Here is a 23,626-nt window from a genome sequence, read left to right as displayed (position 1 = left end):
TGTAATTAAAAGTACAGGTGTATATACAAATATATATACATGTGTATAATAATTAAAAAAGAGCGATAGAGCCTCCAGCTATGCACGTAATCGAAAAGAGAAATTCTCTATTCAATTCATTGACACAAGCCATCTTTGATAGAGATACGGCTAACTTCTGGCTACAAAAAGTTAATCCTTTATGGTCTGTAAAACATGGGCTTGTTCAAATTGTAAAAAAAGAATTTGTCGCTCATGACATGGTGAGTCTTACACTAAAATGTAACCGTTTAGTGAAAATAGGTGTTGCTGGTCAGCATCATCCTGTCATTGTTGAAATTGCTGGTCGTCGTTATGAACGTACGTATAGCTTGACGCAAATTGACGAACAACATTTACGTTTAACGATTAAAAAAGTGGCTGATGGTATCGTCAGTAACTGGTTTATGACTGAAAGCCAAATTGGCGATGTTTTTGAGCTTGGTCAACCTTATGGCGACATGCAACAAAATATCAAAACGCCAAAATTAATTATGCTGGCTGCGGGTAGTGGTATTACTCCAATGTTGAGCTTAATCACTGCAATTAAACAGAGTCAGCAGTTAGATAAAGTTCAAGTACAACTTCTATATTGGGTAAAACAGCGTTCTGATGTCGCTTTTATTGAATATTTTGAACAAGTTGCACAGCAATTCCCAAATTTTAGTTATCAGATTTTTTATACACAAGAAACACCAAACGATGAACGTTTAAATGCAGAGCATTTAGCATTAGTAGACGATTTAGAAAACAGCACCGTATATGCGTGTGGGCCTTCAGGTTTTGTTTCGACAGTGGAACAGCTTTTTGAAAAAGCACCGACTGTATTAACAGAAGCTTTTAGCCTAACTCGTGATAGTACGGCTGAAGTTGGTTATGTAAATGTCACATTAACCCAGTCTAATAAGGTCATTGCAATTCCAAAAGGCGAATCAATTTTGGTGAGTCTGGAACATGAAGGCCTTAAGCCAACACATGGTTGCCGTATGGGAATTTGTAATAAGTGCGTTTGTAGTAAAGCCCAAGGGTCTACACGTAACTTACTCAATGGTAGCGAAAATACCGAACCAAGCCAATTACTCAAAATTTGTGTGAACTCCGCACAATCTGATCTAGTTATTGATCTTTAAGAGAGAACTTTTATGAATATGCCAGTGAAAGTCGAATATTTTAAAAATCCTAAAAATCGAGATTTGACGCCTACAGAACTTGACGCATTTGCAAAAGAGCTCGATCAGATCAAACAAGAAGTATTGGATGATTTAGGTGAGAAAGATGCTAAATATATCCGCCGTGTCTATGCTGCAATTCGTTACAGTAGCTTTTTAGGGCGCGCATGTTTGTTTGCAGGTTGGTTCCCACCAGCATGGATTTTAGGAACAGGCCTTTTAGGCTTCTCTAAAATTATGGAGAACATGGAATTGGGTCATAATGTCATGCATGGTCAATACGACTGGATGAACGACCCTAAATTTAATGGTCAAACTTACGAATGGGATACCGTTGGTACTTCTGATAACTGGCGTCAAACTCATAACTATAAACATCACACTTATACCAACATTAAAGGTATAGATGATGACATTGGTTATGGTTTGCTTCGCTTATTCCCAGAGCAACGTTGGAAACCAGGTTTCTTACTTCAACCAGTTTATAGCATTCCATTTTGCTTATTGTTCCAATGGGGCGTAGCCATTCAGAACCTTGAAATTGGTCGTGTCCTTTATAAACGTAAGAGCATGGCAAAATTCTTGGAAGAGTTAAAACCTGTTAATAAAAAGATTGGTACTCAGCTCTTCAAAGATTACGTTTTTTTCCCATTAATTGCAGGCCCAGCAGCTTTACCTGTATTTACGGGAAATCTGGTTGCGAATGGCCTTCGTAATATTTGGACATTTACGATTATTTTCTGTGGTCACTTTACAAAAGATGCAGAAGTATTTCCAAAGTCTGTTTTACAGGACGAAAGCCGCGGCCACTGGTATATGCGCCAGATTCGTGGTTCTTCAAACTTAAAAGGTTCAGAAGCACTACATATCTTAAGTGGACATTTGAGCCATCAGATTGAGCATCATTTATATCCTGATGTTCCAGCACGCCGTTATCGCCAGATGGCTCCAAAAGTTGAAGCTGTATGTAAGAAATATGGTCTGAACTATAACAATGCAAGTTTGACTAAACAGTTTGGTCAGGTGGTTGGCCGTATCTTGAAATATGCCTTACCATTTAAAAAATAAATAAAAAAAGCCCTGATCAGTTCAGGGCTTTTTTATTACTTCTTTTTAGAAATCCACATGGTAATCGTAGCTTGGAAGACTTTCTCTTTCTGAGAATCAAAGACTTCTACATTCACTAAATATTCTCCAGCTTTATCCCAGTCATAATTTTTTTCTACAGGCGTTGCAACTGCAATTAAGTCTGTTTCTGCCTTTTTTAAATATTCGACAGTCATACCTTTGGGAATCCAGCGATGTGTGGAAGGCACCGTAACTTCTGTCATTGTGCCACCTGCAAGTTCAGCCATATTACACATCGCAATCGCATGAACTGTTCCAATATGGTTGAGAACAGAACGCTTTTTCTTAATCGCTATTTCACAATAATTAGGTTTTAAATCGATAAAGAGCGGTGAAATACTGCCGAAATAAGGTGCTTTTAAACATAGCATGCGTGAGAAAGTCCATTTTCCTTTAGGAAAAGCAGACACTTTGTTCCAAAGTTCTAAAGTAGTTGCCATGGTTTAAAGCTCCATTATTAATAAAAAACAGAATTTTGTTCTGTTAAAGAATATAATTCTGTTTACAAAAACGAGTCAAGTCATTCAGAATATCTCCGATAACTGGTTAGGGAACAAACGATGAAATCTGCACAAGAGCTATTAGAACGTTTATATCCAGGCAGAAGGGCTGCTTTAAAAAGACAGATTTTATTAGATGCTTTGTCTTGTTTCTTAGAAAATGGAATTGAAACTACAAGCATTGAGATGATTCGTGCGAAGTCTGACAGTAGTGTAGGGGCTATTTATCATCACTTTAAAAATAAAGAAGGGATTGTTGCGACTCTATTCTTTGCAGCTTTAGATGACCAAGCTGCACGAAGAGATGACTATCTGGAGGGCACAGAATCCCTTCAAGAGGTTTTATATGCTTTTATTCATAGTTACATTGATTGGGTAAGTGAACAGCCAGAGTTTGCTAAATTTTTAATATCTGCTCGTTTTAGTGTGATGCAAGGTGAAGACCAAGAACGTCTTGTTCAGAAAAATAAATCAAGAAATCAAAAGATCTTTAGCGAAATTTCAAATTATGCAGATTCTGAGTTTTTAAAATCTATACCTCATGAGCTATTACTTTCATTGGTGATTGGGTCTACAGAAAATTATTGCCGTGCGTGGTTATCACAACGTGTTCCTTCCAACCCTAAAATTTATAAAGATATTTTGGCAAAAGCTGCTTGGGATTCTTTGCAAAATTTGAGTTGAATATCTTGATCAGTAATAAAAAAAGCCGCATCTTTCATGCGGCTTCTTTTGATGAAAAGAAATTATTTAAATTGAATTGAACCGTTTGCATTTACAGTAATTTTAGATTCACCAGCCGCCATGTCTTGAGCAGGAGCCGCTTCGGCAGTAGCAAACTTAGCCATGCTTGCACGCATTACAGGCTGCGGGAAATAGTTGTTAGTGTTTAAGTTTAAGTTAACGAGCGTGTATTGGCTTTTATTCCATGCTTGCGTCAACATTTGAGCACGTTGTTGAAAGTTTTTAGAAGCTTCGATCATCAACTCGTTTTCAACTTTTTTACGTTGTTCATCTGAAACTGTAAAATTAATTGATTGAGTTTGGAAGCCTTGCTGTAATTCATTTACTAACTGGCTTGCTGCTTTAAAGTCTTTACTTTCAAGACGAATTTCAGCGCGGCCACGCCATTCTTTTAGCTTGTTACTGTCATTATCGTAAATTGGATAAGTACTTTGTGCACCTGTTTCCACTTTTACTTGTGGATATTTGCGGGAAACGGCAAGTGCCTGATTCATGAGTTGATTAATTTGATTTGAAAGTTCGGCTGGTTGTTTATTACTTTTTTCAATATATAAAGTTGCATGCATTTCATCATTAGAAACTTGACGAGAAGCTTCAGCTTGCACATTCACAATATTATAGTTCAAAGCGTTATCATCCTGAGCAAAAACTAAAGGGCTAAGGAGAGAACCTAAAAGAAGGGTTGAGACAGCTAAAGTACGCATAATTTTTTCCTTTAAAAATTAATATAAATTTAATTTTTTTCATTAAGAAATGTTAAACATAAGTTATGCATAACTTTTGCAGATTTTGTGGCGTATTTGTAATATTTAGATCAGTTTTTTTAAATTTTGGTAAATATAAATTATTTTAAAAACAAAGTCTTAAAATTAAAGTGTGTCAATGTAACTTAAAAAATCAAAGTAATATAAAAAAAGAATATTTTCTTTAGGTTGTCACATAGTATGATGATAATTCATCGTAACTATTGGGATGATACATTTTTTCAATAAGATTAGATGAGTAAAGTACATAAAAGACGTTTTTTTTCTTGTAAAATTAGGTATCATCGCGCTCCTAGTTACAAGATATAAAATAAGTGTCTTTACTAGTTCTATAAAGCACCGAGTCAAAGGACCCATCGTCACCAGACTTATTTCTTTCTACCCCTATCAGAGATGGTAATCCGATATGAGCGTTACTTCCGTTAACCCTGCCACTAATGCTACTAACGAATATTATTTGACTCGCCAAAGTCAAATGGAATCAAATGTTCGTAGCTATCCACGTAAATTACCGTTAGCGATAGCGAAAGCACAAGGATGCTGGGTTACTGATGTTGAAGGTACACAGTACCTTGATTGTTTAGCTGGGGCAGGTACATTGGCTTTAGGTCATAATCATCCTGCGGTGATTCAAAGTATTCAAGATACATTGGCAAGTGGTTTGCCATTGCATACTTTAGACTTAACCACACCTTTAAAAGATGCATTCACTGAAGCATTGTTAGCATATTTACCTGGTGGTAAAGAAGAATATTGCTTGCAGTTCTGTGGTCCTGCTGGTGCAGACGCAACTGAAGCAGCAATTAAACTTGCTAAGACTTACACTGGCCGTAGTTCAGTGATCAGTTTCTCTGGCGGTTATCATGGTATGACCCATGGTGCACTTGCTATGACTGGTAATTTAAGTGCGAAAAATGCAGTTAACGGTTTAATGCCAGGCGTACAATTCATGCCATATCCGCATGAATACCGCTGCCCACTTGGTTTAGGTGGTGAAGCTGGCGTTGACGCTTTAACTTACTACTTTGAAAACTTTATCGAAGATGTTGAAAGCGGTGTAACAAAACCGGCTGCTGTTATTCTTGAAGCGATTCAAGGTGAAGGTGGCGTAGTTACAGCTCCAGTAAAATGGTTGCAAAAAATCCGTGAAGTGACTGAAAAGCACAACATCGTTTTGATTTTAGACGAAGTTCAAGCTGGCTTTGCACGTTCAGGCAAAATGTTTGCATTTGAACACGCAGGTATTGAACCTGATGTTGTTGTAATGTCTAAAGCAGTAGGTGGTGGTTTACCACTTGCAGTATTAGGTATTAAACGTAAATTTGATGCTTGGCAGCCTGCAGGTCACACGGGTACTTTCCGTGGTAACCAACTTGCTATGGGTACAGGCCTTGTCGTATTAAAAACGATTACTGAACAAAATCTTGCTCAAAATGCACAAGAACGTGGTGACTATCTTCAAGCTGAATTTAAAAAATTAGCTCAAGAATTCCCATGTATCGGTAACGTACGTGGTCGCGGTTTAATGATCGGTGTTGAGATTGTTGACGAGCGTAAACCAGCTGATCGTATTGGTTCGCATCCTGCTGACTCACAATTAGCTGCTGCAATTCAAACTGCTTGTTTCAACAATAAACTATTGCTTGAAAAAGGTGGCCGTAACGGTACAGTAATTCGTTTACTTTGCCCGCTTATCATCACTCAAGAAGAGTGTGTTGAAGTAGTTGCTCGCTTTAAGAAAGCAATTGCAGAAGCATTGGTTGCAGTACGAGGCGCATAAGTATGGTGGATTTTGCAGAACATCGTAAAGCGTTACTCTGCAATGATGCACAATCCATTGCTGACTATGAGTCAGCAATGGGCGAAGCGGTAAAAGCCGTTTCAGCATGGTTGCAAAATGAAAAGATGTACACAGGTGGTAGCATTAAAGAATTGCGTTCAGCGATTTCTTTCCAGCCTTCAAAAGAAGGTATGGGTGTACAAGAATCACTTCAACGTATGATTGAGCTTTTCTTAAATAAAAGCTTAAAAGTACATCATCCGCATTCATTAGCACATTTACACTGTCCAACGATGGTAATGAGCCAGATTGCGGAAGTCCTTATCAATGCGACTAACCAGTCTATGGACTCGTGGGATCAAAGCCCAGCCGGTTCATTAATGGAAGTTCAGCTTATTGATTGGTTACGCCAAAAAGTAGGTTATGGTTCTGGTCAAGCGGGTGTTTTCACCTCTGGCGGTACTCAATCTAACTTAATGGGTGTATTGCTTGCTCGTGACTGGTGCATTTCGAAAAACTGGAAAGACGAAAACGGTAATCCGTGGTCTGTACAGCGTGATGGTATTCCAGCTGATGCAATGAAAAACGTCAAAGTCATTTGTTCTGAAAATGCGCATTTCTCTGTGCAAAAGAACATGGCAATGATGGGCATGGGCTTCCAGTCAGTTGTTACTGTTCCTGTGAATGAAAATGCACAGATGGATGTAGATGCGCTTGAAAAAACAATGGCACATTTGCAATCAGAAGGCAAAGTAGTTGCTTGTGTCGTTGCGACAGCAGGTACAACTGATGCTGGTGCAATTGATCCATTGAAGAAAATCCGTGAAATTACCAATAAATATGGTTCATGGATGCATATCGATGCGGCATGGGGCGGTGCACTGATTTTGTCAACAGACTATCGTGCAATGCTTGATGGTATTGAGTTGTCTGACTCGATTACCCTCGACTTCCATAAGCACTATTTCCAAAGCATTAGCTGTGGCGCGTTCTTGTTAAAAGACGAAGCGAACTATCGCTTTATGCACTACGAAGCTGAATATTTGAACTCTGCTTATGACGAAGAACATGGTGTACCAAACCTTGTTTCTAAGTCATTACAAACGACTCGTCGTTTTGATGCATTGAAATTGTGGATGACAATCGAATCACTTGGTGAAGACCTATATGGTTCAATGATTGACCATGGTGTAAAACTTACTCGTGAAGTTGCAGATTACATCAAGGCAACGACAGGTTTAGAGCTTTTAGTTGAACCACAATTTGCTTCTGTATTGTTCCGTGTTGTACCACAAGGCTATCCAGCTGAGTTGATCGATAGCTTAAACCAAAACGTAGCGGACGAATTGTTTGCTCGTGGTGAAGCAAATATCGGTGTAACAAAAGTTGGTAATGTACAGTCATTGAAAATGACAACATTAAGCCCGGTTGTAACATTCGAAAACGTTAAAAACCTTTTAGGTCAAGTATTGGCTGAAGCTGACCGCATTAAAGATGCGATTGCTTCTGGTAACTATGTACCACCAATCGACTAATTGAGTTGATAACAAAAAAAGCCCGGTTTATTACCGGGCTTTTTTATTACATATTATTTTTATTAAAAGTGTGTATCAGAAGAGTGATATATGCACAAACCATGCATATTTTCAAAAAACAAAAATAATTATGCATGATTTATGGGGAGCAAATTTCTTATTGTATTGGTATGTTCCCGATATTTTTGGTCGCATTGATATATCTATATCGTACTTACTTTAAATAATCCTGCTTTAACTGAAAATAAAGTAAGTGGCTGTAATTACAATTAAGACAAGGAAGAAGAAATGCAACAAGCGAATATGCTCAATGAATTTAAGCTCATTATTGGCGGTCAACTTTGTTCAGGTGAACAAGGTGAACTAGAAATTATTAACCCTGCTACTGGCTTAACGGCTGCACATTGTGCAAAAGCATCGGTTGAGCAAGTGAATCAAGCAGTGAGTGCGGCTAAACAGGCATCTAAAGCATGGCAAATGGTGTCGCACGATGAACGTAAATCAATTTTAAACAAGATAGCTGACGGTATTGAGAAGCACGCTGAAATGCTCGCAGAGCTGGTTGTGCTTGAACAGGGTAAGCCATTGGCACTCGCGCAAATGGAAGTGCAGGGCGCAATTGGTTGGACTCGTTATGCAGCTGCTATGGATTTACCTGTTGAAATTATCGAAGACAGTGAAGTTAAGCGTATTGAACGTCATCGTCAACCATTAGGTGTAGTGGCTTCAATTACCCCTTGGAACTGGCCACTCATGATTGCGGTCTGGCATATCATGCCTGCATTGCGCGCGGGTAACGTTGTGATTAGCAAACCTTCTGAATACACACCACTATCGACTTTGCGTTTATGTGAAATCATTCAGCAAGAAGTTCCGGCTGGTGTTATTTCAATTGTGGTGGGTGCTGGCGAGATTGGCGAAGCATTATCTTCCCATCCTGATGTACAAAAAGTTGTGTTTACGGGTTCAACCAGAACTGGGCAGCACATCATGACGGGTGCAACTCAACAACTAAAACATTTAACTTTAGAGCTGGGTGGTAATGATGCGGGTATTGTATTACCTGATGCAAATATAGATGAAATTGCAGCTAAGATTTTCAATACTGCATTTTTAAATGCGGGTCAAACGTGTGCTGCGTTAAAACGTTTATATGTACATGAAAGTCAATACGATGCTTTATCGCAAAAATTAGCTGACATTGCCAATGCTCAGATTGTTGGCGATGGAATGGAGCCTTCTACAACATTTGGTCCAGTACAAAACCAAATGCAATATAACAAGGTGAAAACTCTTATTGCAGAAGCAATTGAACAAGGTGCAAAAGCACTTTCAGGTCAACAGCAATTACCAGAGCAGGGCTACTTTATTGCGCCTACTATTTTGACTGAAGTTTCTGAATCTTGCCGTGTGGTCCAAGAAGAGCAATTTGGTCCAGTGTTACCTATCTTAAAATATACAGATATCAACGATGCGATTGCACGCGCTAATGATAGTGAGTTTGGTTTAGGTGGTTCAATTTGGTCTTCTGATATTCAAGCTGCTCAAACTTATGCGACTCAGCTTCAATGTGGTACTGTTTGGGTCAATACCCATGCGGAAGTTCTGCCTCATGCACCTTTTGGTGGCTGGAAAATGTCAGGCTTAGGTGCTGAGTTTGGTTTGGAAGGTTTGCTTGAAAATACGATTGGGCAAACACTACATATTAGTAAAGTTTAAATATTAATTTTAAGGCGGATGATAGATCCGCCTTTTTATTCTAAATTATTTTATTAAATACTAACTTGCTTAAGTCGTGTGATGGTAGCCGTGACTTTTTGGTTTTATTAAAAAATGATTCTGTTCTTTGATTTTTTTTAGAACAATGTAAGACTTTATATGTCCTATAAAATTATAAGAAAGCAATCTTTCAGTCACAAATTGAGAAAGCTGTTCTAAATTCTCTGCAACTACTTTTAAAATAAAATCAGCATCGCCACTAATTGAAAATGCATCCTGAATGTTGTCTTCAGCTTCAATTAACTCTTGAAAAGCCTGCTGCGATTTAGCTTCGTGTGTTCTTAAATTAATATGAATCATCGCTGTGACTTCCAGTCCTAGCGCTTGTTGCTGGATGCGGGCAGTGTAACCTAAAATTATGCCTTTTTGCTCAAGCAGCTGTCTTCTTCTAGAACATTGGGAAGCAGATAAACCGATTAAATCTCCAACTTCCTGATTGGTGAGCCGTCCATTCTTTTGTAATGCCTGAATGATTTGCCAGTCGAACTTATCCATTGCATAAAATCCTTTTATGATACACAAATCATGTATTTTTATTAAAATGCGTTTTCATTATGCACGAAATTTAAAAGGTAGATGAAATATTATTTTTCTATGGAATAAAAATTGGTCTCAAAGGATATAGAGCAATGTTCATAGAAATCGGTGACTTTTTAAATCTTCGTCTAAAACAAATGGGTATCCAACATCTGTTTGGTGTACCTGGTGATTTTAACCTCTCATATCTAGAACAAGTTGAAGCAGATCCAGAACTCGAATTTATTGGAAATTGTAATGAATTAAATGCTGCCTATGCAGCAGATGGTTATGCACGAATTAACGGTTTTTCTGCCTTGGCAACCACATATGGTGTAGGTGACTTAAGTGCGATTAATGGCATTGCTGGTGCCTATGCAGAAAATGTACCTCTTATCCATATTTCTGGTATTCCACCTTTACATGCAGTGCAAAAAGGTACTTTGATTCACCATACGTTGGTTGATGGTAACTACGACAATATTATGAACTGTATGAAAGAGTTCACAGTTGCTCAAACACGTTTAACTCCGGCAAATGCAGCCTTTGAAATTGACCGTGTATTACGTCAGTGTTTTCTTGATCGCCGCCCTGTACACATTCAATTACCTGGAGATATTACTCACGTTAAAATTGAAGTGTCTGAGCGTCCACTCGACCTAAGTTATCCAGCTGTTGAACCTGAATTATTGCAAACTGTGGTGAGCAAACTCTGTGACATTATTGCGAATGCTCAAAGCCCAGCGCTTCTTATTGATAATGAAGCTTCAGTTTTTGGTGTAACTTCACTTTTAAATGATTTATCTCAAAAGTGCTCAATTCCATTTGCCGGTATGAATACTGCAAAAAATATTATGGATGAAGGCTCACCTCGTTACATCGGTACTTATGTTGGTGGGGCAAGCCAGCCACATGTTAAAAATATCATTGAGCAGTCTGACTGCCTAATTGGTATTGGCGCACGTTTTACAGATGTCGGTTCAGCTGTATTTACTCATCAAATTGCGACTAAGAACTATATTGAAATTAAATCTTATGGTCTGAATATTTTTGGTCAGGATTTTCCAGGCATTGAAATTGGACAATTACTTGTTGAGTTAAATAAAAAAGTTGCACCGCGTAAAGCAACTAAACCTGTTCTTGAAAAACAACCTCAGAAAGCCTTTGAAGCCCCAGCACAACAAAAGCTAAGCCAAGATGTACTTTGGAACTATATTGCAGGTTTCTTAAAAGAAGACGATGTGATTATTGGAGAGGTTGGAACTTCAAACTCAGCTTTGTCTGGTTTAAAACTTCCTGCTACGGCTAAATATATTGCTCAGCCACTTTGGGGTTCAATCGGTTATACCTTACCGGCTTTACTTGGTAGTTTGCTGGCTGCTCCTGAACGCCGTCAAATTCTATTTATTGGTGATGGTTCATTCCAGCTTACGGTACAAGAACTCTCTACAATTATTCGCCATGGTTTAAAACCAATCATTTTCTTGCTGAACAATGGCGGTTACACCATTGAGCGATTAATCATGGGCGAAAACGCTGCCTATAACGATGTACAAAACTGGAAATATACTGAAATTCCAGCCGTATTTAACGGTAAAAAAGGCCATACCACCTATGTGGTTGAAACTGCTGGACAGCTAAAGAGTGTTTTAGACAATGTTCATCAGAATGATCAATTAACTTTTATTGAATTAAAACTACCAGCAATGGATGCACCGGTGAGTTTGAAAAAATTTGCTTCTGTGATTGCTCGTTTTGATTACGGTGATCGCGGTTACGAAATTTTAAAGGAGCGTTCCCAGCCTATTAAATGTAAGGATGCAAGCTCGTTTTAAATAGAAGACAGGACAAGTCTTCTCAAAAATTAAATGGACTCATATTAAAGCAAACTTATGTCCGAAGGTCGGTTTCTGGCCTTCGGATATGGTGCTGAATAAAGGTGTACAGGAAGTGACACCAACATTGGAGATAATGTTATGGATGCAAACAATAAGCACGAGTTAAAACAAGGCTTATCCAATCGGCATATTCAACTCATCGCACTCGGAGGGGCGATCGGAACAGGGTTATTCTTAGGTCTTTCTCAAACGATTAAACTGGCAGGTCCTTCAATTTTATTGGGATATGCAATTGCTGGAATTATCGCTTTCTTAATTATGCGTCATTTAGGTGAAATGGTTGTTGAAGAACCAGTAAGCGGTTCATTCAGTTATTTTGCCAATAAGTACTGGGGCAAAATGGCTGGTTTTATGTCTGGCTGGAACTACTGGGTGTTGTATGTACTGGTAAGCATGGCTGAACTCAGTGCAATTGGAACCTTCATTCAGTTTTGGTGGCCTGAAATTCCCACTTGGCTGACTGCTTTATTTTTCTTTATTTTAATTAACGGCATTAACTTGGTAAATGTCCGCTTTTTTGGGGAATCCGAATTCTTATTTTCCTGCATTAAGATTGTTGCAATTTTAAGCATGATTGGTTTTGGTACCTATCTCTTATTTACAGGTTCTGCTGGTCCGCAAGCAGGTATTGCAAATTTATGGCAACACGGTGGTTTCTTCCCACACGGAATTCACGGTTTTGTCATGGCTTTGGCTGTTATTATGTTTGCATTTGGTGGCTTAGAATTAATTGGTATTGCTGCGGCTGAAACTAAAAAACCTGAAACGACTATTCCAAAAGCAGTGAACCAGATTGTTTACCGTATTTTAATTTTCTATATCGGTGCGATTGGAATTTTACTATGCCTTTATCCTTGGAATATGGTTGCAGAAGGCGGTAGCCCATTTGTAATGATTTTCCAGTCATTAAATAGTAATGGCGTTGCGAACGTTTTAAACTTTGTGGTCTTGATTGCTGCCATTTCAGTTTATAACAGCTGTATTTACTGTAATAGCCGTATGTTGCATGGTTTAGCAGAGCAGGGTAATGCCCCAGCTATCTTGAAGAAAGTAAACAGTCGTGGCATTCCAGTTCCAGCAGCAGTGGTATCTGCATCGATTACAGCAATATGTGTGGTCGTAAATTACCTAATTCCAGGTCAAGCTTTTCAGCTCTTTATGATGCTTGTTGTGGCTGCACTTGTCATTAACTGGCTTATGATTTCAGTGACTCATTTGAAATTCACTAAAGCAATGAAATTGCAAAAACGTCAAACCAAATTCCAAAGCATTCTTAGCCCATGGAGTAATTATTTAACCATTAGCTTTGTATGCTTTATTCTTATTATTATGGCAATGACGCCAGATATGAGACTTGCCGTTATTTTAGGTCCAATTTGGTTGGCTGTTTTAGCGCTTACGTATTTCTTAAAATATCGTAAAAAAATGGTTGCGATGCCAGAAGTACAATCGAGTTGATCGTTTAAATTGACAATAATATTGCGGTTACCTGACGTAAAACAGGTAACCCTTTATCTTTTGTAATATTATTTTCATGTTACAAAGAAATTATTATTTTTAGAAATATTTTAATAAAAACTTCCTTAATCAAAAAATATTTTAATCATTAAACTAAAGATAACTAAATTATCGGTTTTTAAAACATTTATAACACTTTTGTTTTTTATATTTTATAAATACAAAAATCTTATATTTTTAACGAGTGTAATAATACAGACTAATATACAAGGTAAAATATCTACTAGGATTGAATTAAATATTTGATAGTAGGCAAAAAATAATAATGTGACAATTAACAATATTGAAATCATTAAAGCGTCATCATACTGTAACTTAATTGTCATATTTTCTATTCACAATGCAGCTATCGAAGAGCGTACAAGCACTCAACAAAAAGTGACGTACAACCTATTGCATTAATGAGAGAGAACAGAATGCGCTTAAATCCACGTCAAATCGCAATTGCGTTAGCAGTAACTGGGGCAGCTGTAACAACGACTGCAAATGCAGCTCGTGATACGATTCAAATTGCTGGTTCTTCAACTGTACTACCATTTGCCAGCGTTGTAGCTGAAGAGTTTGGTAATACATTCCCTCAATTTAAAACTCCTGTAGTTGGTTCTGGCGGTTCTTCTGCTGGTTTGAAACAATTCTGTCAAGGCGTTGGCGATAACACAATCGACGTTGCAAACTCTTCTCGTAAAATTAAAAGTACTGAGATTGAAGCTTGTAACAAAGCTGGCGTAAAACAAATTCAAGAAATCAAAATTGGTTACGACGGTATTGTATTCGCGTCTAACTCAAACAAAGCAGCTTATAAATTAAAACCTTACCATGTGTTTGCTGCTTTAGCTGCACAGTTACCTTCAAAGGGTAAATTGGTTCCAAACCCATATACAAACTGGAACCAGATTGATAAATCTCTTCCAAATGAACCAATTACACTTGTAATTCCTGCGTCTAACCATGGTACTCGTGAAGTTTTCCAAGAGAAAATGGTTGAAGCTGGTTGCGAATCGTATGAATACTTCAAGAATCTAGATAAAGATGCTCAGAAGAAAGCATGTTCTACTTTCCGTAAAGATGGTCGTGTAATTGAAATTGCTGGTGACTACACAGAAACATTGGCTCGTTTAAAGACCTCTCCAAGTGCAGTAGGCGTGTTTGGTTTAAGTTTCTATGATATGAACCGTGACAAGTTACGTGTAGCGACAGTAAACAATGTTGTTCCTTCTGAGAAAACAGTATTGAACGGTACATACCCTGTATCTCGTCCATTGTTCTTCTACGTGAAAGGCGAGCACTTAAAATCAGTTAAAGGCTTACCGCAATATGTAGAATATTTCGTAAGCAAAAAAGCAACAGGTAAAGGTTCTAAAGCTGAGCGTGATGGCTTAATCGCAATGTCTGATGCTGAACGTGCAAAAGTTTTGGCTGACTTTAAAGCAGGTAAAACTGTTAAATAAGTTAGTTTGAATGAGGGCTGGTGATCTTGAAAGTTCATCAGCCTTTTTGTCTAACTTGTTTTTTCCAAATTATGACAATTGAGAAAACAGTGGAGAGTACATGAATCTGCTACTTATCGGTGTGTTGTTAGCCCTTGTGGCAATCGCATATCAACTTGGGCTGAGAAAAAGCCGTAACCTAGCAGGTAAGGGAAGCAACTCGGCGACGTTACATTCTCGTCCTGGTTATTATGGTGCACTGGTTGGACTTTGGTGCGGTATCCCTGCTTTTTTAATTTTGATCATTTGGAGCTTGGTTGAACCAAGTATTTTAAATCATATTATTTTTAATAATATTCCGGCATCTGTAAGTGCTTCGCTTGATGAAGCGGGCAGAAGTGTACTGGTTGATCGTGTTCAATCCATTGCTTCAGGTTTTGGGGTAAGTGATAAACCGGCAGCCTATGAATTAGCTGCTGCTCAACAGTTCGCAAAATTTCAAACCATTGGCTCTTTTGCCAAGTTTGCTGTTGTCGTTTGCGCAGCTTTATTAGGTTTAGTTTGGGCAAAGAAAAAAATTAATCAACAATATCGTGCGCGTAACCAAGTTGAACGTGCCATTAATGTTGCGTTGATTTTATGTTCTGGCGTTGCGATTTTAACAACCATCGGTATTGTGATGTCGATGTTTGGCGAAGCGATGCACTTCTTCCGTTTTGTAAGCCCACTTGATTTCTTCTTTGGGACAGAGTGGAACCCAGGCTTTAGTACCTCCGGTAATGCTGAAGGTAGTTATGGTTTATTGCCATTACTTTGGGGCACACTCATGGTCAGCGGCATCGCCTTATTGGTTGCTGTACCTGTAGGACTCATGATTGCTATTTATTTAGCTGAATATGCTTCACCATGGTTACGTTCATGGGCAAAACCAACAATTGAAGTTTTAGCGGGTATTCCAACAATTGTTTATGGTGTTTTTGCCATGATGGTTATTGGACCATTTTTCAAGACAGCTGGTGCTTATGTAGGTCTTGAAATTAACGCGACTAGTGCTTTAACTGCTGGTTTCGTGATGGGGATTATGATTATCCCGTTTGTTTCTTCTTTATCAGACGACATTATTACCCAAGTACCTCGTGCATTACGTGACGGTTCTTTAGGACTTGGAGCAACTAAGTCTGAAACAATTCGTCAAGTCGTTTTACCCGCTGCGTTACCAGGTATTACGGGCGCCTTTTTATTAGCTGTCTCTCGTGCCGTAGGGGAAACCATGATTGTGGTTTTGGCCGCAGGGAACAGTCCACTTTTACATGCAAATCCATTTGAAGCTGTTTCGACAGTGACCGTTACGATCGTAAAACAGTTAACTGGTGATACTGACTTTGCCAGCCCACAAGCTTTGGTTGCATTCGCGTTAGGTCTAACACTATTTGTGATTACCTTATGTTTAAACATTGTTGCACTGTACATTGTGCGTAAATACCGTGAGCAATACGAATGAGTACATCAAATACATCGTCTCCTATGGATCAGAACGTATTTGATCCAAAAGTTGCTGCTGAATTAAGTGAACGACGTAAACAAGTCATCGAAAAATCTTTGGCTAAACGTCATCGTAAAGAAAAAGCTTTTCGTTATGCTGGGTTCTCGGCCGTCGTAATTGGACTTGCATTCGTTGCACTATTGTTTAGCAGTATTTTGGCAAAAGGTTTACCTGCTTTTTGGCAAACGAGTATGAATGTTCCAATTTACTTTGATCCGAAAGTGATTGATGCAGGTCCGGTACCTGTTCGTGGGCAGGGGGAAACACCTGCACATTATCAAGAGCGTTATATCGACTGGCAAACCAAAATGGGTATGGTGGATTGGGATGGCATTATTGTAAATGGAATGATTGCCAAAGACCCTGCACTTGCTAGCCAGCGTGATTACTTAAGTAGTCTTTATGCGAGCTCAGAAGCTTATCGTTTGCGTGATATGGTTTTTGCGGACCCATCACTCATTGGTAAAAAAGAAAATCTTAATTTCTTGGGCGATGCCAATGTTGATGTCTGGTTAAAAGGTAATATTGACCGTTCATTGCCAGATGATCAGCAACAGCTTGATCCCGAAGTGCGTAAACTTGCAGATGAACTAAAAGCAAAAGGTGTTCTTGAAAGTACATTTAATATGAACTTATTTAAGAACCCTGACTCTCGTAGTTCACCAGCAATTAGTGGTCTTGCAGGTGCATTCATGGGTTCATTATTCATGATGCTGATTGTGATCATTATTGCAATTCCGATTGGTGTTGCCAGCGCAATCTATCTTGAAGAATTTGCTCCAAAGAATTTTATTACAGACATTATTGAAGTCAACATCAATAACCTTGCTGCGGTTCCTTCAATTGTGTTTGGTTTACTCGGTGCGGCAATTTTTATTGGCTGGATGCATTTGCCTTTATCTGCTCCGTTAGTGGGTGGTTTAGTTCTTAGTTTGATGACATTACCAACAGTCATTATTACTACTCGTGCTTCATTAAAAGCAGTACCACCTTCTATTCGACAAGCTGCACTTGGTTTGGGAGCTTCTAAATTTCAGACCATTTTCCACCATGTTCTACCATTAGCGTTACCAGGCATTATGACTGGCGCAATTATTGGCGTTGCTCACGCACTTGGTGAAACAGCACCTTTACTTTTAATTGGAATGAGTGCATTCGTTGCAAGTATTCCAACAACTCCATTTGATCAAGCAACAGCTTTACCTGTCCAAGTTTATTTATGGCAAGGTAATGAGTTGCGTAACTTCTTCGAAGGCCGTACTGCCGCTGCGATTATCGTACTCCTTGCATTAATGATTGGTTTAAACAGTCTTGCAATTTGGTTACGTAAAAAGTTCGAAGTGCGTTGGTAATAGAGGATAAATGATGAATACTATTGATATTACGAATTCCTTAGAAAAGGATAAGTTAGTGAACACTGAACAATCTCAATTTACAGATAAATCGCAAAATCATGGCACTTCGTATGTTTCGCATTTTGAACCACATACTTCAAAAAAGCAGAACTCAACCGAAATCAAAATTAGTGCACAAGATGCCCATGTTTATTATGGTGATTTTGAAGCGATTAAGGGTATTGACCTCGATATTTACCAAAACGAAGTTATTGCTTTTATTGGACCGTCAGGTTGCGGTAAATCTACCTTTCTTCGTACGATAAACCGTATGAATGACACCATTGATGGCTGTCGTGTAACAGGTAAGATTACACTTGATAACCACAATATTTATGACCCAAACCTTGATGTCGTATTATTGCGTGCTCAGGTTGGTATGGTGTTCCAGAAGCCAAACCCGTTCCCTAAAACTATTTTTGATAACGTGGCTTATGGTCCTAAACTTCATGGTCTAGCACGTGATAAATATGATCTTGAAGAAATTGTTGAAAATAGTTTGCGTAAAGCGGGTTTATGGGACGAAGTGAAAGATCGTTTGAATCAACCGGGTACTGGTTTGTCAGGTGGTCAGCAGCAACGTTTATGTATTGCACGTACGATTGCAGTAAGTCCAGAAGTCATTTTAATGGATGAGCCATGTTCTGCACTTGACCCAATTGCCACAGCAAAAATTGAAGAATTGATTTCTGAGTTGTCGAATCAATATACAATTGTAATTGTGACTCACTCTATGCAACAAGCAGCACGTGTTTCAGATCGTACAGCCTATTTCCATTTAGGTGATTTGATCGAAGTCAACTCAACTGAAAAAGTCTTTACTCAACCTGACCATCAGTTGACGGAAGCCTATATTACTGGACGCTTCGGTTAAGTTAGTTATTCATACAAAAAAAGAGCCATGTGCTCTTTTTTTTATTTTATAAATGAAAATGACTCTATTTTGCGAAATCGCTATTGAATTTTAATCAAAAGGACCACATCTTAAGGCTATAAAAGATAACTTATGAGCTTAGAATTTTATGTTATTCCATTTGCCTAAACTCCCTGCAGAAATACGTGTTAGTCATTTAAATGCACGTGTAAATGAACAGAGAAAAAAAATTGCACAAACTACTGCAAGTCGTTTAGAACTTTTACAATTGGTTCAACAACTTGCTAAAGAAGCTAAAATCCGTCGTAAAAATAATCAGAAAATCTTTGTGTTGGATTTTAAAGGTGATATTCAAGCTTCAGCAGTTGAAAACATACGAGAAGAAATTACTCTCATTTTAGCAACTGCTAAAGCAGGGCGTGATCGCGTTGTCGTTCGCCTTGAAAGTCCAGGAGGCATGGTACATGGTTATGGTCTAGCAGCAGCTCAATTGGTGCGCTTACGCGATGCAGGTTTCCATCTGACCATCTGTGTAGACAAAGTGGCAGCGAGTGGCGGCTATATGATGGCATGTATCGCAAATGAAATTATTACTGCACCATTTGCTATTGTGGGTTCAATTGGTGTTGTTGCTCAAGTTCCAAACTTTAATCGCCTTTTAAAAGAACATAATGTTGATTTTGAGCTTTATACAGCAGGGCAATATAAACGTACCGTAACGATGTTTGGCGAAAACACCCCAGAAGGTAAAGCAAAGTTTGAAGAAGAGCTTCAACAGACTCATGTGTTATTTAAGCACTTTGTAGAAAAGTATCGACCACAGCTTAATGTTGATAAAGTCGCTACAGGTGAACATTGGTATGGTGAAGATGCGCTTAATCTTAACCTTGTTGATAAATTACAAACATCTGATGAGTATCTATTAGCTTTATTAGCACAGCATGATGTCTATGTGATTAACACTCGTAGAAAAGCGACCTTAGGTGAAAAGTTGGGTTTGCAAGCGGCACAAATGGCAGATAGTTTGATTCCAGCTGTAATGAATAAAGTGGTAGATAGCTTGGCGAAAGCTAATTCAACTTTAGTTCAACTACGCGATAGTAGATTTTAATTAAGCTAAATTTTTTGAAATAGAGAGTACCTGAATGGGTGCTCTTTTTTTTATGTGAGTGATGAAAGAAATTTGATTAATATTTGTTTAAGTTTCAATTGTAAAAGTTATAGTTAACTTTTCACTTTTGAGCTTTTGTGATGTCAAAAACATGGTCACACATAGATATTCTAATACGCATTTTACATATAATTATTATGCTTGGCTTTATTGGTGCTTATTTTACAGGAGATAATGAAGATCTACACCAAGTCCACATGATGTTTGGTTACATACTTCTGATTAGTATTACCGCACGAGTGATCTGGCATTTTGTGAGTCCACGTATTTCAAGTACCACACCGTTTGGTATTAAAAAGCGGAGTAATGTGGCAACGAATGCAATCAAAAAATCTTTGAGTCATGCAAATTTAAAGAGTATTTTTTCTAAAAATTCAATTCATTCAATCAGTGTTGCACTTTTTCAAGTTTCAATTGTACTTATTTTTCTCGTGATTCCAATTGTGGTGGGACTAGGGTATGCGACTGAGCATTTTTACTATTCTTTAAAAGGCTTACACGAATTTTTTGCAAACTTGTTTTTAGCTTTGGTTTTATTGCATGTTTCAACTCTTATTCTAAATAGCATTTTTGCAAAACGTTTTCAGGGCTGGAGTATGCTAAAAATGACCTTGTCAGATGCGAAAATAACTAAATTCGCTGCTTTATGTCTTTTGATTCTGATAGCTACTTTTAGCTTCTTTTACTTACAAATGTAAATGATGGCCTTAATATATGAGAAATTTAGTAAATACTCGAACAGGGTGATATTTAAGGTTGATATGAATTTTATGAGAAATAGATATTTTAATTAAAAGTCAAAAATAATTATTGATAAATATGCTTTTTGAATTGTGATAAACACATGGTTTTGATATTTTAAACAGCAATAAAATAGCTTTTAGATGAATCATTTAAAAAGTTAGACATTTAAAAATATAACTGAAATTCAGGATAGGAAATAATGACAAGAATAATTGTGGCATCCAAAGAGGGTTTGGACGTTCTGCAAGATGGTCAGTTCAATAAGGTAGTTTTAAGCAAACCTACTATTATTCAAATTGGTGTAAGTCAAAAAGATATAGCATCGATGGAAAAGCAGGGGGGAAGTCTCGTCATTCATTTAAAAAATGGAGAGACCATTGTCTTAGAAAATTTCTTTAATGAAGCAACGAATACAACAGACCATTCACTTGTTTTTCCAACTGAACATGGAAAATTTGTTGAAGCACAATTCGATGCACAAGGTAAGGTGATCGACTATACAGGTCTAAACCATGTCACAGATTTAGCCTATACAAGCACTAGTCAACCAGCTTCATCAATGGCAGTTGATGATTCCCCAACGTTTTCGATGGGCAATGTTTTAAAAGCAGGCTTAGCAGTTTTAGCCGCTGAAGGTTTATATTTGTGGGCTTTTGATAAAGATGACAAAGATGATTCACCTGTTGATGTCCCAAACACTGCGAAACCAACAGAACTAAAACTTGCGGATGATGCTGTTACGGTCACTGGTAAGGCAGAAGCTAATGCCAAAATTTATATTAAAGATTTAAATGGAAATGTGGTTGCTTCTGGTAACACAGATGCAAGTGGTAATTTTACTATCAAGTTAGACAAGCCTTTGACAGATGGAAATAAATTAAATGTTTTCGCTCAAAATGGAGGTGGTAAAGAGTCTACTGGTGCTGCTATTACAGGTACAAAAGATACAATTGCTCCCGATGCTCCACAAGCTCAATTAAATGAAGATGGTTCAATATTAGATGGTAAGACTGAACCCGATGCAATGGTTTTCATTTATGATGCCAGTGGTAAATTCATAGATACTACAAAAGCAAATTCAGATGGGAAGTTTTCTTACAAATTTACTCCGCCTTTGACCAGTGAAGCGGGTGGTAAAGTGGTTGCTGTAGATAAAGCTGGAAATGAATCTGAGCCAACTAAAATCATTGCTGGAAAGGACACTTTCGCTCCAGATATTCCTTTAGTTGAAGTGAATAAAGAAGGAACAGTAGTTGACGGAATCGCAGAGGCTAATACCAAAGTACAAATTAAAGATGCTAATGGCAAAGTGATTGGAACGGGTACGGCCAATGCCCAAGGTGAATTTCAAATTACGCTTTCTCCAGCATTAAAAGAATCACAAAAGGCGACAGTCATTGTTGAAGATGCAGCGGGTAATACCTCTAAGCCTTTAGAAATTAAATCTGGCTATGACACTATAGCGCCAGATAAACCTACAGCTCAAATTAATGCTGATGGAACCACGGTAACAGGAACTGCCGAAGCTAATGCTAAAATACAAATAACAATAGGTACTAAGGTAATTGGTACGGGAACGGCAGATGCAAATGGAAAATTTACAATCGCGATTTCACCTGCTTTAACAGATAATAATAAAGCGAAAGTTACCGCAATAGATGGCGCAGGTAATAGTTCTGTAGCATTTGAGGTAACAGGTACAAAGGATACAACCCCTCCTGATAAACCTACATTTAATAGAGTGGATAATGATAATGGTACTACTGTAAAACAAATCACTCCTAACTCAGAAACTGATGATTCAACTCCAAAATTTACTGTTAAAGTTGAACCCAATGCAACCTTAACTATTTATGATAATGGAGTCGCAATTTCGGTTCTTAAAGTTGGTCAAGTAGATGCAAATAGTTATTGGTCATTTACACTTGATAAAAATTTGGCTATTGGAAAACATACAATTACTTTAATTCAAAAAGATGCAGCAGGTCTTCCTAGTGAAGAGAGTGCATCATTCACCTTTTATGTCGTCGCGCCAAAAGTGGCGAGTACGAGTGAAGAAGTTGTCAGTAGTGATGTAAATGAACTTGTTCCTTCTGTTGCTGATAGTGTCGGGTTAAATACATTAAAGTTAGCGCAAACTACATCCAATGAAACGACTAGTCCGCAGCAAAAATCTGTGTCATTGGATGATTTATTAAAAAGTTCTTCAACGGATGCTTCTGACCCAATCGCAAAAATTTTATCTGCAACAGATTCTAAACCTGTAGTGAATGAGCAGAGTGAAGTAAATAATACAGCTAGTGATGTCACAACTAATCTAGAACAGCTTCTACCAAATACGACTTCTTCGGCTTTATCAAATCTGTTAGATCAAACTTATTCAGTCGTCTAAAGAACTCTTAAAAAAAGCGCTTATTAAGCGCTTTTTTTATTTATGAATTATTTATTTTAGGTTTTTTTATAAGAGCAGCAACTCCATAAATTATTGCCCCAATAGTTGCTAACAGCATATCTTTATGGGCATCCCACATGTCGCCTTGTTGACCATTATAATTCTCAGCTTCTTCTGGAGATAAACCAATTGCAATCGCCCATTCAATGAGTTCATAAAAAACGCTAGATGCCATCACGAACTGGATCACAAGTAAAAACAGAGTAAAAGGCCGTGCTGTAGGCAACCAAACTTGAAAAACTCGATAAATAAGAGGGTAGAGTAAAACACCATATGCAAGATGAACTAAACGATCATACATATTACGGGACCACCCCATGTATTGATCTAGACTAAAATGGAACACCTGTTGAATCCAGTCATTGTAAGGAACATATGAATACAAGTAATGTGCACCGATAATGTGAATCAGTAAAAATAGTAAGTAGAGAATAAAGCTTAAAAAATCGAGTCCAATCTTTTTAAAAATAATAAATAGTAGAACCAACATAAAAACAGTCCCTACCTGATGAAGTAAATAAGCTTCAAATTCAAGGGGGTGAATGCTTGATAGTAAGATGGCAATAAATATGAGGACTAGAGCAACATAGTGTTTAAGTTTGAATTTTTTTTCGATCATTTTATAAATAGGGCTTTATTGTGCTTTATATCAGTGTAATAAAAAAGCGAAGC

19 protein-coding genes are annotated in these 23,626 nt (G+C 37.8%); 15 read left to right on the top strand and 4 right to left on the bottom strand.

Annotated elements, in window-relative coordinates:
• Positions 1-80: 80 nt before the first annotated feature.
• Positions 81-1,148, top strand: coding sequence for a ferredoxin reductase (locus tag ACPF64_RS17740; RefSeq protein WP_426454876.1), 1,068 nt, complete (start codon positions 81-83; stop codon positions 1,146-1,148).
• 12 nt (positions 1,149-1,160) lie between these two features.
• Entirely contained in the window at positions 1,161-2,255 is a 1,095-nt protein-coding gene (locus tag ACPF64_RS17735; RefSeq protein WP_281835034.1) for a fatty acid desaturase family protein, read from the top strand.
• Between the two features lie 35 nt (positions 2,256-2,290).
• Here ACPF64_RS17735 and ACPF64_RS17730 read toward each other — a convergent pair whose 3' ends face one another.
• Positions 2,291-2,755: a hotdog fold domain-containing protein gene (locus ACPF64_RS17730; RefSeq protein WP_045429752.1), complete on the bottom strand. Its 465-nt coding sequence runs from the start codon at positions 2,753-2,755 to the stop codon at positions 2,291-2,293.
• A 120-nt stretch (positions 2,756-2,875) separates the two neighbouring features.
• Here ACPF64_RS17730 and ACPF64_RS17725 point away from each other — a divergent pair, with 120 nt between their 5' ends.
• On the top strand, positions 2,876-3,499 hold the full coding sequence (locus ACPF64_RS17725) for a TetR/AcrR family transcriptional regulator (RefSeq protein ID WP_004643595.1): 624 nt from the start codon (positions 2,876-2,878) through the stop codon (positions 3,497-3,499).
• Between the two features lie 62 nt (positions 3,500-3,561).
• Here the strand turns inward: ACPF64_RS17725 and ACPF64_RS17720 are convergent, their stop codons facing one another.
• The gene (locus ACPF64_RS17720) at positions 3,562-4,263 is read right to left on the bottom strand and encodes an SIMPL domain-containing protein (RefSeq protein WP_004643594.1); all 702 of its coding nucleotides are present in this window, start codon (positions 4,261-4,263) and stop codon (positions 3,562-3,564) included.
• A 466-nt stretch (positions 4,264-4,729) separates the two neighbouring features.
• On the opposite strand from ACPF64_RS17720, the gene ACPF64_RS17715 reads away from it, so the two are divergent.
• The 3 genes from ACPF64_RS17715 to ACPF64_RS17705 all read left to right on the top strand — a co-directional run bounded on the left by ACPF64_RS17715 (position 4,730) and on the right by ACPF64_RS17705 (position 9,357).
• A complete protein-coding gene (locus ACPF64_RS17715) occupies positions 4,730-6,103 on the top strand; it encodes a diaminobutyrate--2-oxoglutarate transaminase (protein WP_309949354.1) in 1,374 nt (457 codons plus the stop codon).
• A gap of 2 nt (positions 6,104-6,105) precedes the next feature.
• Positions 6,106-7,638 carry a pyridoxal phosphate-dependent decarboxylase family protein gene (locus tag ACPF64_RS17710; protein WP_004643591.1) on the top strand — a complete coding sequence of 511 codons (1,533 nt, stop codon included), beginning with the start codon at positions 6,106-6,108 and terminating at the stop codon, positions 7,636-7,638.
• A 288-nt stretch (positions 7,639-7,926) separates the two neighbouring features.
• Positions 7,927-9,357 carry an aldehyde dehydrogenase family protein gene (locus tag ACPF64_RS17705; protein WP_426454871.1) on the top strand — a complete coding sequence of 477 codons (1,431 nt, stop codon included), beginning with the start codon at positions 7,927-7,929 and terminating at the stop codon, positions 9,355-9,357.
• 69 nt (positions 9,358-9,426) lie between these two features.
• Here ACPF64_RS17705 and ACPF64_RS17700 read toward each other — a convergent pair whose 3' ends face one another.
• The gene (locus ACPF64_RS17700; RefSeq protein ID WP_017387914.1) at positions 9,427-9,912 is read right to left on the bottom strand and encodes an Lrp/AsnC family transcriptional regulator; all 486 of its coding nucleotides are present in this window, start codon (positions 9,910-9,912) and stop codon (positions 9,427-9,429) included.
• 134 nt (positions 9,913-10,046) lie between these two features.
• On the opposite strand from ACPF64_RS17700, the gene ACPF64_RS17695 reads away from it, so the two are divergent.
• The 9 genes from ACPF64_RS17695 to blp2 all read left to right on the top strand — a co-directional run bounded on the left by ACPF64_RS17695 (position 10,047) and on the right by blp2 (position 22,894).
• Positions 10,047-11,768: an alpha-keto acid decarboxylase family protein gene (locus tag ACPF64_RS17695; RefSeq protein ID WP_005045955.1), complete on the top strand. Its 1,722-nt coding sequence runs from the start codon at positions 10,047-10,049 to the stop codon at positions 11,766-11,768.
• Between the two features lie 141 nt (positions 11,769-11,909).
• Positions 11,910-13,289 carry an amino acid permease gene (locus tag ACPF64_RS17690; protein ID WP_004643586.1) on the top strand — a complete coding sequence of 460 codons (1,380 nt, stop codon included), beginning with the start codon at positions 11,910-11,912 and terminating at the stop codon, positions 13,287-13,289.
• 476 nt (positions 13,290-13,765) lie between these two features.
• On the top strand, positions 13,766-14,797 hold the full coding sequence (locus ACPF64_RS17685) for a substrate-binding domain-containing protein (protein ID WP_426454868.1): 1,032 nt from the start codon (positions 13,766-13,768) through the stop codon (positions 14,795-14,797).
• A gap of 100 nt (positions 14,798-14,897) precedes the next feature.
• Positions 14,898-16,277, top strand: coding sequence for a phosphate ABC transporter permease subunit PstC (pstC, locus tag ACPF64_RS17680; protein WP_416658594.1), 1,380 nt, complete (start codon positions 14,898-14,900; stop codon positions 16,275-16,277).
• Positions 16,274-17,671, top strand: a complete 1,398-nt coding sequence (pstA, locus tag ACPF64_RS17675; RefSeq protein ID WP_270902799.1) for a phosphate ABC transporter permease PstA — start codon at positions 16,274-16,276, stop codon at positions 17,669-17,671. The genes pstC and pstA overlap by 4 nt, the downstream gene beginning before the upstream one ends.
• A 13-nt stretch (positions 17,672-17,684) precedes the next feature.
• Entirely contained in the window at positions 17,685-18,587 is a 903-nt protein-coding gene (gene pstB / locus ACPF64_RS17670) for a phosphate ABC transporter ATP-binding protein PstB (RefSeq protein WP_003650451.1), read from the top strand.
• Between the two features lie 148 nt (positions 18,588-18,735).
• Positions 18,736-19,698 (top strand): protease SohB, encoded by a 963-nt coding sequence (sohB, locus tag ACPF64_RS17665; RefSeq protein WP_151744660.1) that lies wholly within the window; start codon positions 18,736-18,738, stop codon positions 19,696-19,698.
• A gap of 140 nt (positions 19,699-19,838) precedes the next feature.
• Complete coding sequence (locus ACPF64_RS17660; RefSeq protein WP_426454864.1) at positions 19,839-20,456, top strand: cytochrome b/b6 domain-containing protein; 618 nt, start codon at positions 19,839-19,841, stop codon at positions 20,454-20,456.
• 245 nt (positions 20,457-20,701) lie between these two features.
• On the top strand, positions 20,702-22,894 hold the full coding sequence (gene blp2 / locus ACPF64_RS17655; protein WP_426454862.1) for an Ig-like repeat protein Blp2: 2,193 nt from the start codon (positions 20,702-20,704) through the stop codon (positions 22,892-22,894).
• A gap of 40 nt (positions 22,895-22,934) precedes the next feature.
• Here blp2 and ACPF64_RS17650 read toward each other — a convergent pair whose 3' ends face one another.
• The gene (locus ACPF64_RS17650; RefSeq protein WP_426454860.1) at positions 22,935-23,573 is read right to left on the bottom strand and encodes a DUF2238 domain-containing protein; all 639 of its coding nucleotides are present in this window, start codon (positions 23,571-23,573) and stop codon (positions 22,935-22,937) included.
• Positions 23,574-23,626 lie beyond the last annotated feature (53 nt).

Source organism: Acinetobacter sp. KB005 (genome assembly GCF_049949095.1).
Taxonomy (GTDB): Bacteria; Pseudomonadota; Gammaproteobacteria; order Pseudomonadales; family Moraxellaceae; genus Acinetobacter; species Acinetobacter calcoaceticus.
The sequence above is the reverse complement of the archived record's forward strand: the minus strand, read 5'-3'. Positions and strand labels throughout refer to the sequence as shown.

Coding starts and splice junctions, on each gene's coding strand:
- sohB (WP_151744660.1), top strand. CDS start 18,736: ATGTTATTCCATTTGCCTAAACTCCCTGCAGAAATACGTGTTAGTCAT.
- ACPF64_RS17660 (WP_426454864.1), top strand. CDS start 19,839: ATGTCAAAAACATGGTCACACATAGATATTCTAATACGCATTTTACAT.
- ACPF64_RS17740 (WP_426454876.1), top strand. CDS start 81: ATGCACGTAATCGAAAAGAGAAATTCTCTATTCAATTCATTGACACAA.
- pstA (WP_270902799.1), top strand. CDS start 16,274: ATGAGTACATCAAATACATCGTCTCCTATGGATCAGAACGTATTTGAT.
- ACPF64_RS17725 (WP_004643595.1), top strand. CDS start 2,876: ATGAAATCTGCACAAGAGCTATTAGAACGTTTATATCCAGGCAGAAGG.
- ACPF64_RS17690 (WP_004643586.1), top strand. CDS start 11,910: ATGGATGCAAACAATAAGCACGAGTTAAAACAAGGCTTATCCAATCGG.
- ACPF64_RS17710 (WP_004643591.1), top strand. CDS start 6,106: ATGGTGGATTTTGCAGAACATCGTAAAGCGTTACTCTGCAATGATGCA.
- ACPF64_RS17720 (WP_004643594.1), bottom strand. CDS start 4,263: ATGCGTACTTTAGCTGTCTCAACCCTTCTTTTAGGTTCTCTCCTTAGC.
- ACPF64_RS17735 (WP_281835034.1), top strand. CDS start 1,161: ATGAATATGCCAGTGAAAGTCGAATATTTTAAAAATCCTAAAAATCGA.
- ACPF64_RS17705 (WP_426454871.1), top strand. CDS start 7,927: ATGCAACAAGCGAATATGCTCAATGAATTTAAGCTCATTATTGGCGGT.
- ACPF64_RS17730 (WP_045429752.1), bottom strand. CDS start 2,755: ATGGCAACTACTTTAGAACTTTGGAACAAAGTGTCTGCTTTTCCTAAA.
- ACPF64_RS17700 (WP_017387914.1), bottom strand. CDS start 9,912: ATGGATAAGTTCGACTGGCAAATCATTCAGGCATTACAAAAGAATGGA.
- ACPF64_RS17695 (WP_005045955.1), top strand. CDS start 10,047: ATGTTCATAGAAATCGGTGACTTTTTAAATCTTCGTCTAAAACAAATG.
- ACPF64_RS17650 (WP_426454860.1), bottom strand. CDS start 23,573: ATGATCGAAAAAAAATTCAAACTTAAACACTATGTTGCTCTAGTCCTC.
- ACPF64_RS17685 (WP_426454868.1), top strand. CDS start 13,766: ATGCGCTTAAATCCACGTCAAATCGCAATTGCGTTAGCAGTAACTGGG.
- blp2 (WP_426454862.1), top strand. CDS start 20,702: ATGACAAGAATAATTGTGGCATCCAAAGAGGGTTTGGACGTTCTGCAA.
- ACPF64_RS17715 (WP_309949354.1), top strand. CDS start 4,730: ATGAGCGTTACTTCCGTTAACCCTGCCACTAATGCTACTAACGAATAT.
- pstC (WP_416658594.1), top strand. CDS start 14,898: ATGAATCTGCTACTTATCGGTGTGTTGTTAGCCCTTGTGGCAATCGCA.
- pstB (WP_003650451.1), top strand. CDS start 17,685: ATGAATACTATTGATATTACGAATTCCTTAGAAAAGGATAAGTTAGTG.